The sequence below is a fragment of the Brachybacterium saurashtrense genome (genome assembly GCF_003355475.1).
GTDB classification, from domain to species: Bacteria; Actinomycetota; Actinomycetes; order Actinomycetales; family Dermabacteraceae; genus Brachybacterium; species Brachybacterium saurashtrense.
This window is the reverse complement of record NZ_CP031356.1, coordinates 819137-832172: the sequence shown is the minus strand read 5'-3', so window position 1 is coordinate 832172 and position 13036 is coordinate 819137. Positions and strand designations below refer to the sequence as shown.

Genomic DNA, 13036 nt, shown 5'->3' with positions numbered 1-13036 from the left:
CGGAGCGGAAGTGCTCTGCTCCGGGGGCGCTCGCGCGGCCCCCGGAGAGGTGCCGCGGAGCGAGAGGGCCGGCCCTGCTCGTTCGAGCAGGACCGGCCCGGGCGCTCAGGAAGCGCTGGTGTGCGCGCTGTCGGCGCTCGGGGTGTCCGCCCCGTCGGCGTCGTCGGCGCTGGTGCCGTCGGCGTGGGTCGCGTCCTCGGCGCGGGCCTGCGTCATCGACTCGACGTCCACCGTCTCGGAGATCGCCTCGAGCTCGCCGCTCTCGCCGCGCCGCGCGAAGGTGAGCGAGCCCAGCAGGCCCTCGCCCTCGGCGTCGACCACGATCTCGTCGCCCACCTGGACCTGCCCGAAGAGGATCCGCTCGGAGAGGCCGTCCTCGATGTCGCGCTGGATGGTGCGGCGCAGCGGCCGGGCACCGAGCACGGGATCGTAGCCCTGCTCGGCGAGGAGGTTCTTCGCCGCCTCGGTGAGCGAGAGGGACATGTCCTTGTCCTGCAGGCGCTTCTCGAGCTTCGCGATCTCCAGATCCACGATCTCGACGATCTCCTGCTTGGACAGCTGCGGGAACACCACCACGTCGTCCACGCGGTTGAGGAACTCGGGCTTGAAGTGCTGCTTGAGCTCCTCGTGCACCTTCGACTTCATCCGCTCGTAGTCGGTGGAGAGGTCCCCGCCGGCGGTGAAGCCGAGCGAGACGCCCTTGGCGATGTCCCGGGTGCCGAGGTTGGTGGTCATGATGATGATGGTGTTCTTGAAGTCCACCAGGCGGCCCTGGGAGTCCGTGAGGCGTCCGTCCTCGAGGATCTGCAGCAGCGAGTTGAAGATGTCCACATGGGCCTTCTCCACCTCGTCGAACAGCACCACGGAGAAGGGCTTGCGGCGCACCTTCTCGGTGAGCTGGCCGCCCTCGTCGTAGCCCACGTAGCCGGGGGGCGAGCCGAACAGCCGCGAGGCCGTGTGCTTCTCGCCGAACTCCGACATGTCCAGCTGGATGAGGGACTCCTCGTCGCCGAACAGGAACTCCGCCAGGGCCTTAGCCAGCTCCGTCTTGCCCACGCCGGTGGGGCCGGCGAAGATGAACGAGCCGCCGGGACGCTTGGGGTCCTTGAGACCGGCGCGGGTGCGGCGGATCGCCCGGGAGACGGCCTTGATCGCCTCGTCCTGACCGATGACCCGCTTATGCAGCTCCTGCTCCATATGGAGCAGCCGCGAGGACTCCTCCTCGGTGAGCTTCACGATCGGGATGCCGGTGGAGGCCGCGAGCACCTCGGCGACGACCTCCTCGGAGACCGTGGTCACGGCGTCGGACTCGCCGTGGCGCCAGGCGGTCTCCTTCTCGTCCCGCTCGGACTTGAGCTTCTGCTCCTCGTCCCGGAGGGAGGCGGCGAGCTCGAAGTCCTGCCCGTCGATCGCCTCCTCCTTCTTCTTCCGGGTCTCCTCGATCCGGGCGTCGAACTCCTTGAGCTCCGGCGGCGCGGTGAGGCGGCGGATGCGCAGTCGCGCCCCGGCCTCGTCGATCAGGTCGATCGCCTTGTCCGGCAGGAAGCGGTCGTTGACGTAGCGGTCGGCGAGGTTCGCGGCGGCCACCAGCGCGGCATCGGTGATCGTCACCTTGTGGTGCGCCTCGTAGCGGTCGCGCAGGCCCTTGAGGATCTCCACGGTGTGGGCCACGGAGGGCTGATCCACCTGGATCGGCTGGAAGCGGCGCTCCAGCGCGGCATCCTTCTCGATGTGCTTGCGGTATTCCTCGAGCGTGGTCGCACCGATGGTCTGCAGCTCGCCACGGGCCAGCATGGGCTTGAGGATGCTGGCGGCATCTATCGCGCCCTCGGCGGCCCCCGCACCCACCAGGGTGTGGATCTCGTCGATGAACAGGATGATGTCGCCGCGGGTGCGGATCTCCTTGAGTACCTTCTTCAGGCGCTCCTCGAAGTCGCCGCGGTAGCGGGAGCCCGCCACCAGCGAGCCCAGGTCGAGGGTGTAGAGCTGCTTGTCCTTGAGCGTCTCCGGGACGTCCCCGGCCACGATGGACTGCGCCAGGCCCTCGACCACGGCGCTCTTGCCCACGCCCGGCTCGCCGATCAGCACCGGGTTGTTCTTGGTGCGGCGCGAGAGCACCTGCATCACGCGCTCGGCCTCCATCTCGCGCCCGATCACCGGGTCGAGCTTGCCCTCGCGGGCGGCCTGGGTGAGGTTGCGGCCGAACTGGTCCAGCACCAGGGAGCCGGAGGGCTGCCCCTCGGCGGGGCCGCCGGCGTTGGCCGGCTCCTTGCCCTGGTAGCCGGAGAGGCGCTCGATGACCTCCTGGCGGACGGCCGACGGCTCGGCCTTGAGGCGGGAGAGCACCTTGACCGCGGTGCCCTCGCCCTCGCGCAGCAGGCCCAGCAGGATGTGCTCGGTGCCGATGTAGTTGTGGCCCAGCTGGAGCGCCTCGCGCAGGCTCAGCTCCAGCACCTTCTTCGCCCGGGGCGTGAAGGGGATGTGGCCCGACGGGGTCTGGTTGCCCTCGCCGATGATGTCGCGGACCTGCTCGCGCACGGCGTCGAGCGTGACGCCGAGGGCCTCGAGGGCCTTGGCGCCCACGCCCTCGTTCTCGTGGATCAGGCCCAGCAGGATGTGCTCGGTGCCGATGTAGTTGTGGTTCAGCAGGCGCGCCTCGTCCTGCGCCAGGACGACGACGCGACGGGCGCGATCGGTGAAGCGTTCGAACATGGTCCTCCCCCGTCCGGTGGTGGTGATGGATCGAGAGTACGCGGATCCGGCGCCGATTCCCGATGTGTTCGCCGCGGGCGTGACATCGTGACCTCACCGGGACGCCGACCGCGACGACGCCCGGCCGTCGCGACCCGTGCCGGACACGCCGTCCCGACCCCTCGGTCGGCCTGCGGGCCCCGGCATCTCCGCGCCACTATCATGAGCCAGCTCACCCGCACGCCCCTCTTTTCCTCAAGGAGTTCCCCATGGGCGCCATCGTCGGCGGCATCATCCTCTTCGTCCTCGGAGCCATCTCGCGCTTCGCCCTCGAGTTCGACCTCCCCGGCGTCGACTCCACCGTGCTCGGCACCATCCTCATGGTCGCCGGCGTGGTGCTGTTCCTGGTGGGCCTCGCGCTCGCGCTGCGCTCGCGCAAGACCGTGGTGAACACGCAGAGCGCGCCCGGCCACTCCGTCTCCGAGCGCCGGGATCCTCCCGCGGGCGTCTGAGACCGGACCCGTCCGCCCGAGGACCCCTCCCCGCCGCCGCCTGTCGAGGCGCTGCGGGAGGGGCCCTCAGTGCGTCCGGGCGGCCCCGGTGCTCAGGCCGACCGGAGGGTCAGCGGGCCGGGCTCACGCCGGCCGGCGGCCCCGCGGACCGGTCGGAGGCTCCATGGGCCATCACGCGGCTCCGCGGGCCGGTCGGAGGGCGCGCGGGTCAGTCGGCGGTGCCGCGGGCGTCGTCCTCGGGGCGCTCCAGACGCCCGCGCGACGTGATCGTCGGGTCCGGGACCGGGGCGTCGGCCGCATGGTGCACGGAGGCCCGTTCCAGCACGGCGCCCTCGCCCTCCAGCTCGACGCTCAGGCGGCGCGCGGTGACCGGCGCAGCCAGGCGGTGGATCCGGCGCACGCCGATCGTCCCGCCCTCGGCGAGCAGCGCACCGTCGGGGGCGCGCACCCGGTGCGCGGTGACGCGCTGGCCGTCCTCGAGGCACTCCCCGAGCTCCACGTGGTCGATCACCGACTCCTCGGGCAGCACCAGGTGCGTCCGGGCGCCGTCCGGCCCCAGCTGCGCCCGCACGGGGCTGCCGAAGCGCCGCGCGAGCGCGACGGCGAGCTCCTCGACCCGTCGGGCGTCCGCGGGATCGATCCGCCCGCGCCGGTCCGGCGGGATGTTCAGCAGCAGGTTCGCGCCCAGCCCGATCGAGCGGTCGTGGATCGCCAGCAGGTGCGCGAGCGACTTGGGCTCCTCGCCCTCGTGCCAGAACCAGCCGGTGCGCAGGGACACGTCGCACTCGGGCGGGAGGTAGCGGGGCGCGGCCGTCTCGAGCACGTCCTCGTCGTAGGCGTTCAGGTCGGCGGAGGTGGTCACGTACTCGACCGGATCGGAGGCGAGGCCGTCCTCGTTGCCGATCCAGCGGATGGTGGCCGGCCCCATGGTGAAGACCATCGCCTCCGGCTGGAGCTCCTCGAGGAGCGCACCGATCCGGTCCCAGGCGTACTCGCGGCCGGCGGATCCCGCCCCGTCGAACCACACCTCGTGCACGGGGCAGTAGTCGGTGAGCAGCTCGCGCAGCTGGGCCAGATAGAACTCGTCATAGGCCGCGGGATCCTCGTACTGCGGCGCGTGCCGGTCCCAGGGCGAGGCGTACAGCCCCAGCTTCATCCCGTACCGGGCGCAGGACGCGGCCAGCTCCCCCACCACGTCCCCCCGGCCTCCCTTCCACGGCGAGGAGGCGACGGAGTAGTCGGTGGTCGCGGTGGGCCACAGGCAGAAGCCGTCGTGGTGCTTGGCGGTGAGCACCACGTACCGCGCCCCCAGCCGCGCCGCGGTGCGCACCCACTCGTCGGTGTCGAGGTCCGAGGGGTCGAAGAGCTCCGGGGAGAGGGTGCCGTCGCTCCACTCCGTCCCGGCGAAGGTGTTCACGCCCACGTGGAAGAACACCCCGAGCCCGTCGCGCTGCCAGGCCAGCTGCGCGGGGGTGGGGCGCAGCGGCGCGCACCCGGACGGGCCCGATGCCTCGGCGGGATCGGCGGGGCCGGCCGCATCGATGGGTCCGGTGGGGCCGGCGGGGCCGGCCGGGCCGACGGGCGTGGCCGGATCGGACATCGGGAGCGCGGAGGTCTGCGCGTCATCGCGCGGTGCGTGATCCATGTCCCCATTCCATCAGCGATCGGGCGGCGGCGGGAGGCTAGTCGCCATCGCCCCGGGCGGCGCGTCCCCGCCCCGGCGGAACGGGATACGCTGGGACGCACGACCGCCCGCCGATGCGCAGGGGACGCCGGGGCCCGAGGCCGGGCCCGGACCGCGCACCGCCGGGCGAGAAGTGCACACCGGAACGGAGAGACATGCCAGACCTGGACGTGACCCGCGCAGACGCGGTGCTGATCGGCGGCGGGGTCGCCAGCGCGACGCTCGCGGCGATGCTCACGGAGCTCGAGCCGAGCTGGGACATCGTGGTGCTCGAGCGCCTCGACTCGCTGGGCGCGGAGTCCAGCGACGCCTGGAACAACGCCGGGACCGGCCACAGCGCCCTGTGCGAGCTGAACTACACCCCCCAGGACGTGGACGGCTCGGTGAGCCCCGCGAAGGCGATCTCGATCAACGAGCAGTTCCAGGTCTCGCGCCAGTTCTGGGCGCACCTGGTGGAGAACGATCGCATCGGCGACCCGAGCTCCTTCATCCACACCGTGCCCCACATGAGCTTCGTGCACGGCATGGAGAATGTGGACTACCTGCGCCGGCGCCACCAGGCGCTCGCCTCGAACCCGCTGTTCGACCGGATGGAGTTCTCCACCGAGCATGCGCAGCTGGCCGAGTGGGCTCCCCTGGTCTCCGAGGGCCGTCCGGTCACCGAGACGATCGCCGCGACCCGCTCCCCCGACGGCACCGACGTGGACTTCGGCGCCCTCACCCGCGAGATGCTCGCCTTCGCCTCCCGCGCCGGGACCACGGTCTCCACCGGCACGGAGGTGGTGGACCTGCGCCGCATGGGCACGGACTGGGGCGTGATGGCACGCTCCACGGCCGACGGCTCGACGCGCGTGGTGCGCGCGCCGTTCGTGTTCGTCGGCGCCGGCGGGTACGCCCTGCCGCTGCTGCAGAAGTCCGGGATCGACGAGATCCGCGGCTTCGGCGGCTTCCCGATCTCCGGGCAGTGGCTGCGGTGCACCGATCCGGAGACCATCGCCCGCCACGACGCGAAGGTGTACGGCAAGGCGGCCGTGGGCGCGCCGCCGATGAGCGTGCCGCACCTCGACACGCGCTACGTGGGCGGGCAGCGCTCGCTGATGTTCGGCCCGTACGCCGGCTGGTCCCCGAAGTTCCTCAAGACCGGTCGATGGACGGATCTGTTCGAGTCGGTGAAGCCCTCGAACGTCACCCAGATGATGGCCGTGGCGCCCCCGAACCTGGATCTCATGGTGTACCTCGGCTCGCAGCTCGCGGCCACCCGCCACCAGCGCTTCGAGGCGCTGCTGGAGTACATGCCCGCGGCGCGGGAGTCGGACTGGGAGGAGGTCACCGCCGGGCAGCGCGTGCAGGTGATCGCCCCGGACGCCGTGAAGCACGGCGTGCTGCAGTTCGGCACCCAGCTGATCACCGCGGCCGACGGCTCCATCGGCGGCATGCTCGGCGCCTCCCCCGGCGCGTCCACGGCCACCAGCATCATGCTGGGCATGCTGGAGCGGATGTTCCCGCAGCGGATCGAGGCCTGGCGGCCGATGCTCACGCAGATGGTGCCCAGCTGGGGGCGCTCGCTCTCCGAGGACCGGGCCGAGGCGCACCGCACCCTGGAGCGCACCGCCGATGCGCTGGGCCTGATCCACACCTGACCCGCCGCAGTGCTCCGCGTCCCCGACCCCGCCCCGGGGGCGCGCCACGGCTCCCACCACCGGCGCGGGACGACGACGGAGGACTGCGGATGCGCATCTCGCTGATGACGACCTGCCTGGTGGACGTGATGGCACCGGACGTGGCCCGGGCCACGGTGATGCTGCTGGAGCGCCTGGGCCACGAGGTGGTGTTCGACAAGCGCCAGACCTGCTGCGGCCAGATGCACACCAACTCCGGGTACTACACCGAGGCGGCGCCGGTCGTGCGCTCCTTCGTGGACACCTTCGAGCCGGCGCTGGAGAGCGTGGACGCGATCGTGATGCCCTCGGGCTCGTGCACGGGCTGCGTGCGGGACCAGCACGCCCTGGTGGCCCGGCATGAAGGCGACGAGCGGCTCGAGCAGCGGGCCGCCGCGGTCGCGGCGAAGACCTACGAGCTCTCCGAGCTGCTGGTGGACGTGCTGAAGGTGACCGATGTAGGCGCCTATTTCCCCCACTCGGTGACCTACCACCCCACCTGCCACTCGATGCGGTTCCTCAAGGTGGGATCCCGGCCGCTGAAGCTGCTGCGCGCGGTCGAGGGCATCGAGGTGAAGAACCTGCCGGAGTCGGACACCTGCTGCGGGTTCGGCGGCACCTTCTCGGTGAAGAACGACGCCACCAGCGATGCGATGGTGACGGACAAGGCCGCGAACGTGGTGCGCAGCGGGGCGGAGTTCGTGGTCGCCGGCGACGCCTCGTGCCTGATGAACATCGGCGGGAAGCTGCGCCGCACCGGGGCCGCCCCGCAGTCGATCCACCTCGCGCAGATCCTCGCCTCCACGAAGGAGGACCCCTTCGTCCCGTCGGAGACCATCCTCGGGAGGGCGTCATGACCACGCACCGTCCGCGCGCCGCGCGGCACCCGCTCGAGAGGACCGGACGATGAGCACCTCCACCGTGCACCTGGGCATGCCCTCGGTGCGCCCGCAGCACGCCTCCCCGGGCTCGACGCTGCGCGGCGCGCAGGGCTTCCCCGCCGCGGCACGCGCGGAGCTCGGCGACGAGACCCTGCGCGGCAACCTCCGCCACGCCACCTCCACCATCCAGGCCAAGCGCGCCTCCGCGGTGCGCGAGGTGCGCGACTGGCAGAAGCTGCGCAACGCCGGCAGCGCATTGAAGTGGCAGGTCACCGATCATCTTCCGGAGCTCCTGGAGCAGCTCGAGGAGTCGGTGACGGCGGCCGGCGGCGTGGTGCACTGGGCGCGCGACGCGGAGGAGGCCGGCGAGATCGTGGCGGCGCTCGCGCTCGAGCGCGGTGCCGAGGAGATCCTGAAGGTCAAGTCGATGGCCACCCAGGAGATCAGCCTCAACGAGGTGCTCGAGCACGCCGGGATCCGGGCGATCGAGTCCGATCTGGCCGAGCTCATCGTGCAGCTCGCCGGGGACACCCCCTCGCACATCCTGGTGCCCGCGATCCACCGCAACCGCACCGAGATCCGCGAGATCTTCCTCGAGGCGATGCCGGACCTGGACCCGTCGATCACGGACGAGCCCGCCGCGCTCGCGGAGGCCGCGCGCCGCTACCTGCGCGAGAAGTTCCTGGACATGCCGGGCTCGGTGGCGATCTCCGGCGCGAACTTCGCCGTCGCCGAGACCGGGACGATGGTGGTGGTGGAGTCCGAGGGCAACGGGCGGATGTGCCTCACCCTTCCGCGCACCCTCATCTCGGTGGTGGGGATCGAGAAGATCGTCCCCACCTTCCAGGATCTCGAGGTGTTCCTGCAGCTGCTGCCGCGCTCCTCCACCGGGGAGCGGATGAACCCCTACACCACGCTGTTCACCGGCGTGCACGAGGGCGACGGCCCCGAGGAGTTCCATCTGGTGCTGCTGGACAACGGGCGCTCCGCGGTGCTGGAGGATCCGGAGGGCCGCAGCGCCCTGCACTGCATCCGCTGCTCCGCCTGCCTGAACGTGTGCCCCGTGTACGCCCGCACCGGCGGCCACGCCTACGGCTCCACCTACCCCGGGCCGATCGGGGCGATCCTCTCCCCGCAGATGACGGGCATGCACGGCGACGACGACCCGAACTCCACGCTCCCCTACGCCTCGAGCCTGTGCGGGGCCTGCTACGACGTGTGCCCGGTGAAGATCAACATCCCCGAGATCCTGGTGCACCTGCGCGCGAAGGACGTGGACCGTCGCCGCGAGACCCGCGGCGACTTCCACGGCACCTGGGACGTGGCCCTCCAGGGCGCCGGGAAGCTGATGTCCTCGCCGCGCGCGTACGACATCGCGGTGCGCTCCGCGGGCCCGCTCACCTCCGTGCTGCGGGGCACGAACATCGGCCGCCTCCCCGGCGTGCTGCCGCTGGTGCCGGGCTGGACCGACCACCGCGACCTGCCCAAGCCCGGGACGTCCTTCCGCTCCTGGTGGGATCAGCGCGAGAAGGACCGCGGCACGGACGAGGAGACGGCATGAACGAGCAGCGGGACGCGCGTCCCACCCGCACCCCCGGCCTCAGCGCCAAGGAGGAGATCCTGGGCCGCGTGCGCGCCGCCCTGGCGGTGCCGCGCCGGGACGAGGTCACCGAGGCCGCGGATGTCCCCCGGGACTACCAGCGCGCCGACGACAAGCAGGAGGTGCGCACCGCCCCCGAGAAGGTGCGGGGCGTGCTGGTGCAGCGGCTGGAGGACTACACCGCGACGGTGCACCGCACCACCGCGGCCGAGGCCCCGGCCGTGATCGCCGCCGCGCTCGCCGGCGCCCGCTCGGTGGTGGTCCCGCCCGCGCTGCCGGAGGCATGGCGTGCGCAGGTGGACGCCGACGTGGTGCTCGACGACGGCACCGCGACCCCGCGCGAGCTCGACGCGATCGACGCGGTGCTCACCGGCTGCCACACGGCGATCGCGCTCACCGGCACGCTGGTGCTGCGCGGCGACGGGCGCGGCGGCCGCCGCGCGATCAGCCTGGTGCCCGACCACCACGTGGTCGTGGTGGAGGCGGAGGAGGTGGTGCTCGGCGTCCCCAAGGCGATCGAGCGGATGGCCGAGGACCCGGCCGCCGCCTGGACCATGATCTCCGGGCCCAGCGCGACCAGCGACATCGAGCTGGACCGCGTCGAGGGCGTGCACGGGCCGCGCCGCCTCGAGGTGGTGCTGATCGAGCCGGAGCCCGAGCAGGACCCCGCACAGCCGACCGACCCCACGACGGCGCAGACAGCACAGGAGCAGACCGCATGACAGAGTCCCCCACCGTCCCGACCGCGTCCGGTCCCTCCCCTCGCGATCGCGGCGAGCTGTACACCCTGACCGCCGGCGCATACCGCGCGGAGGTCTCCGCCGTGGGGGCGACGCTCGAGTCGCTCACCGTGGACGGACGGGACCTGCTGCTGCGCAGCCCCGAGACCGGCCCGATGCTCTTCTATCGCGGCGCCATCGTGGCGCCGTGGCCGAACCGCATCGGCGACGGCACCTACACGTGGGACGGGCAGGAGCTCCGCACCGCCCTCACCGAGCCGGAGCGCGGCAACGCCCTCCACGGCCTGGTCTCCTTCCAGGCCTTCACCCCCGCCTCGGTCTCCGCCCAGGCGCTGGAGCTGCGCACCGAGCTGTTCCCCTCCCCCGGCTACCCCTTCCACCTGCTGCTCACCGTGCGCTACACGCTCGAGGCGCAGGAGGGGCTGCGCACCACCGTGACCGCCCGCAACCTCGGCCGGCAGGACGCCCCGTACGGGGTGTGCCCGCACCCGTACCTGGTGGCCGGCGAGGAGCCGCTGGAGCAGTGGTCGCTCCAGGTGGAGGCGGGCACCGTGCTCACGGTCACCGAGGACAGGCTGCTGCCCACCGGGACCCGCTCGGTGGAGCCGGGGGGCGCCTTCGACTTCCGCTCCGCCCGACCGCTCGGCTCCCTGTTCATCGATCATGCCTTCACCGATCTGGGGCGGGACGGCGAGGGCCGGATGCGGGTCACCGTCACCGCGCCCGGCGGGACCGGTGTGGAGCTCACCGCCGGGACGGAATGCCCCTGGCTGCAGATCCACACCGGGGACCGGCCGGAGCCCGAGCATCACCGACGCGGGCTCGCGGTGGAGCCGATGACCTGCCCGCCCGATGCGTTCCGCAGCGGCACCGATGTGGTGCGCCTGGCCCCCGGGGCGGAGCACTCCGCCTCCTGGTCGCTGACCGGCTGGTGAGGGCGGCGGGCCTCCGCCGCGCCATCTCGTCGACGAGGAGCTCGGGTCGGGCCCGCCCGTCACGACGACGGGTCCCCCACCGTGCGGTGGGGGACCCGTGATCATGCCGGGGGCGGATCCCGTTCACGCCGAGGCGCGCGCGGGATCGGCGCGGGTCACTTCCCGTGCGCCTCCTCGTAGGCGGTGCGGATTGTGCTGGAGATGCGACCGCGATCCGGCACCTCGTAGCCGGCTTCGCGCGCCCACTCGCGGATGCGCGCGGAGTCGTTGGAGCCGCGACGGGCGGAGGACGTGCCACGGGTACGGCGGCCTCCCACACGGCGGGCCTTCTCGACCCACGTGCCGAGCTCCTCGCGCAGGCGGGAGGCGTTGACGTCGGACAGGTCGATCTCGTAGGCCACGCCGTCCAGGGCGAAGCTCACCGTCTCATCGGCCTTGTCCCCGCTGAGATCGTCGACGAGCTCCACGTAGGTCTTCCGTGCCATGGGGGTTCTCCCTCGCTGGTCTGTTGGTGAAAACATGAGCGGCCCCGATTCAAGCTCGCTTCTGCACACAGTATCCATAGCGGAGGGCGTGATTTCAATCTGATTGCGAAATCGGCTCACTCGGCGTGGCGCGCTTCATCGCTGTCATGCCGATCGTCGTATTCGCGTTCCGCCTGGCGTTCGGCCTCCCGTTCCCGTCGATCCGCCCGCAGCAGGGATCGCAGCACGAACCAGAACAGAAGTCCCACGCCGAGCGACGGGAGCAGCGCCCCCGCCTCGAACCAGAACCCCGAATCCATCTCAGGCCTCCGGCTTCACGAGCGGGAAGAGGATGGTCTCGCGGATTCCGAGCCCCGTGAGCGCCATGAGGAGACGGTCCATTCCCATTCCCATGCCGCCGGTGGGCGGCAGCGCGTACTCCATCGCCTCCAGGAAGTCCTCGTCCATACGCATCGCCTCGTCGTCGCCCTGCGCGGCGAGCCGTGCCTGCTGGGCGAAGCGCTCGCGCTGGATCACCGGATCCACCAGCTCGGAGTAGCCCGTGCCCAGTTCGAAGCCGCGCACGTAGAGGTCCCACTTCTCCACCACGCCGGGCTGCGTGCGATGGGCGCGCACCAGGGGGCTGGTCTCCACCGGGAAATCGCGCACGAACGTGGGCTCGTGCAGATGATCGCCCACGCGATGCTCGAACAGCTCCTCGACGAGCTTTCCGTGGCCGAACTTCGGATGATCCAGATCCAGATCGAGCGAGCGGGCGATGGCCCGCAGATGGTCCGGAGAGGTCTCGGGGGTGATCTCCTCGCCCAGGGATTCCGAGAGGGACCCGTAGACGGTGATCTTCGCCCATTCCCCGGAGAAGTCGTACTCGGTGCCGTCGGCGAGCGTGACGATCTGCGATCCGGTGGCGCGCTCCGCCGCCTCCTGCACGAGGCGCCGGGTGAGGTCCCCGATGGTGTCGTAGTCGCCGTAGGCCTCGTACGCCTCGAGCATCGCGAACTCCGGCGAATGCGTGGAATCAGCGCCTTCGTTGCGGAAGTTCCGGTTGATCTCGAACACCTTCTCGAGCCCGCCCACGGCAGCGCGCTTGAGGAACAGCTCCGGGGCGATCCGCAGGTACAGGTCGAGGTCGAAGGCGTTCATGTGGGTGACGAACGGGCGGGCGGCGGCGCCGGAGGGCACCACCTGCAGCATCGGCGTCTCGATCTCCACGAAGTCCCGCTCGTGGAAGGAGGTTCGCAGCGAGTGCATCACCTCGGCACGCCGGCGCACCGTGTCCCGCGCCTCCTGGCGCACGATGAGGTCGACGTAGCGGTGCCGCACCCGCGACTCCTCGGAGAGCTCCGCGTGCAGCACCGGCAGCGGGCGCACCGCCTTGGCCGCCATCTGCCAGGAGTCCGCGAACACGCTCAGCTCGCCGCGGCGGGAGGCGCCCACGCGCCCGTGGAAGAACACGTGGTCGCCGAGGTCGACGTCCGCCTTGAGCGCGGCCAGGCGCTCCTCGCCGATGACCTTCTGCGAGGCCATGATCTGCAGGCGGCGCCCGGCACCGTCCTGCACCGTGACGAAGGCGAGCTTGCCGGTGTTGCGCTGGAAGACCACGCGGCCGGCGATGCCCACCTCGTCGTCGGTCTCCTCCCCCGCCTCGAGGTGCCCGTAGGCGTCGCGCACCGCGGCGATGGTGGTGGTGACCGGCACGGAGACGGGATAGGCCTCCTCCCCGCGCGCCAGCAGGCGCTCCCGCTTGGACTTGCGGACCGCGACCTGGTCGGAGGTGTCCGTCGTGTCGGGGGCAGGGGGATTCTCGCTCATGGGGGCGATTGTCTCATCACCCGGTGCGGGGGCGCCCGTCG

Annotated in this window: 11 protein-coding genes; 6 read left to right on the top strand and 5 right to left on the bottom strand. The window is 71.7% G+C overall.

All coding sequences use genetic code 11. From position 1 onward, the window contains the following. Positions 1-105: 105 nt before the first annotated feature. A complete protein-coding gene (locus tag DWV08_RS03755) occupies positions 106-2712 on the bottom strand; it encodes an ATP-dependent Clp protease ATP-binding subunit (RefSeq protein ID WP_115412585.1) in 2607 nt (868 codons plus the stop codon). Between the two features lie 248 nt (positions 2713-2960). Between DWV08_RS03755 and DWV08_RS03750 the strand changes: the two genes are divergently transcribed. Continuing rightward, positions 2961-3203, top strand: coding sequence for a DUF6458 family protein (locus DWV08_RS03750; protein ID WP_115412584.1), 243 nt, complete (start codon positions 2961-2963; stop codon positions 3201-3203). 208 nt (positions 3204-3411) lie between these two features. On the opposite strand, the gene DWV08_RS03745 is transcribed toward DWV08_RS03750, so the two are convergent. Beyond that, positions 3412-4848 carry an alpha-L-fucosidase gene (locus tag DWV08_RS03745; RefSeq protein ID WP_241237450.1) on the bottom strand — a complete coding sequence of 479 codons (1437 nt, stop codon included), beginning with the start codon at positions 4846-4848 and terminating at the stop codon, positions 3412-3414. A 194-nt stretch (positions 4849-5042) separates the two neighbouring features. Here DWV08_RS03745 and DWV08_RS03740 point away from each other — a divergent pair, with 194 nt between their 5' ends. From DWV08_RS03740 to DWV08_RS03720, 5 genes are all read left to right on the top strand, one after another. Continuing rightward, on the top strand, positions 5043-6527 hold the full coding sequence (locus DWV08_RS03740; protein WP_115412583.1) for a malate:quinone oxidoreductase: 1485 nt from the start codon (positions 5043-5045) through the stop codon (positions 6525-6527). Positions 6528-6616: 89 nt separating this feature from the next. Then, on the top strand, positions 6617-7402 hold the full coding sequence (locus DWV08_RS03735) for a (Fe-S)-binding protein (RefSeq protein ID WP_115412582.1): 786 nt from the start codon (positions 6617-6619) through the stop codon (positions 7400-7402). A gap of 49 nt (positions 7403-7451) precedes the next feature. After that, the gene (locus DWV08_RS03730; RefSeq protein WP_115412581.1) at positions 7452-8987 is read left to right on the top strand and encodes a lactate utilization protein B; all 1536 of its coding nucleotides are present in this window, start codon (positions 7452-7454) and stop codon (positions 8985-8987) included. Beyond that, positions 8984-9748, top strand: a complete 765-nt coding sequence (locus DWV08_RS03725) for a LutC/YkgG family protein (RefSeq protein ID WP_115412580.1) — start codon at positions 8984-8986, stop codon at positions 9746-9748. Before DWV08_RS03730 ends, DWV08_RS03725 begins: the two co-directional genes overlap by 4 nt. Next, entirely contained in the window at positions 9745-10701 is a 957-nt protein-coding gene (locus DWV08_RS03720; RefSeq protein WP_115412579.1) for an aldose 1-epimerase family protein, read from the top strand. The genes DWV08_RS03725 and DWV08_RS03720 overlap by 4 nt, the downstream gene beginning before the upstream one ends. A gap of 155 nt (positions 10702-10856) precedes the next feature. On the opposite strand, the gene DWV08_RS03715 is transcribed toward DWV08_RS03720, so the two are convergent. The 3 genes from DWV08_RS03715 to lysS all read right to left on the bottom strand — a co-directional run bounded on the left by DWV08_RS03715 (position 10857) and on the right by lysS (position 12995). Further along, positions 10857-11186, bottom strand: coding sequence for a histone-like nucleoid-structuring protein Lsr2 (locus tag DWV08_RS03715; RefSeq protein ID WP_115412578.1), 330 nt, complete (start codon positions 11184-11186; stop codon positions 10857-10859). A 116-nt stretch (positions 11187-11302) separates the two neighbouring features. Next, entirely contained in the window at positions 11303-11485 is a 183-nt protein-coding gene (locus DWV08_RS03710) for a hypothetical protein (RefSeq protein WP_115412577.1), read from the bottom strand. A 1-nt stretch (position 11486) separates the two neighbouring features. Next, positions 11487-12995: a lysine--tRNA ligase gene (gene lysS, locus DWV08_RS03705; protein WP_115412576.1), complete on the bottom strand. Its 1509-nt coding sequence runs from the start codon at positions 12993-12995 to the stop codon at positions 11487-11489. Positions 12996-13036 lie beyond the last annotated feature (41 nt).

Bases quoted from the DNA above. Each gene is read 5' to 3' on its own strand.
- DWV08_RS03725 (WP_115412580.1), top strand. From the start codon at position 8,984: ATGAACGAGCAGCGGGACGCGCGTCCCACCCGCACCCCCGGCCTCAGC.
- lysS (WP_115412576.1), bottom strand. From the start codon at position 12,995: ATGAGCGAGAATCCCCCTGCCCCCGACACGACGGACACCTCCGACCAG.
- DWV08_RS03735 (WP_115412582.1), top strand. From the start codon at position 6,617: ATGCGCATCTCGCTGATGACGACCTGCCTGGTGGACGTGATGGCACCG.
- DWV08_RS03755 (WP_115412585.1), bottom strand. From the start codon at position 2,712: ATGTTCGAACGCTTCACCGATCGCGCCCGTCGCGTCGTCGTCCTGGCG.
- DWV08_RS03740 (WP_115412583.1), top strand. From the start codon at position 5,043: ATGCCAGACCTGGACGTGACCCGCGCAGACGCGGTGCTGATCGGCGGC.
- DWV08_RS03720 (WP_115412579.1), top strand. From the start codon at position 9,745: ATGACAGAGTCCCCCACCGTCCCGACCGCGTCCGGTCCCTCCCCTCGC.
- DWV08_RS03730 (WP_115412581.1), top strand. From the start codon at position 7,452: ATGAGCACCTCCACCGTGCACCTGGGCATGCCCTCGGTGCGCCCGCAG.
- DWV08_RS03710 (WP_115412577.1), bottom strand. From the start codon at position 11,485: ATGGATTCGGGGTTCTGGTTCGAGGCGGGGGCGCTGCTCCCGTCGCTC.
- DWV08_RS03750 (WP_115412584.1), top strand. From the start codon at position 2,961: ATGGGCGCCATCGTCGGCGGCATCATCCTCTTCGTCCTCGGAGCCATC.
- DWV08_RS03715 (WP_115412578.1), bottom strand. From the start codon at position 11,186: ATGGCACGGAAGACCTACGTGGAGCTCGTCGACGATCTCAGCGGGGAC.
- DWV08_RS03745 (WP_241237450.1), bottom strand. From the start codon at position 4,848: ATGGATCACGCACCGCGCGATGACGCGCAGACCTCCGCGCTCCCGATG.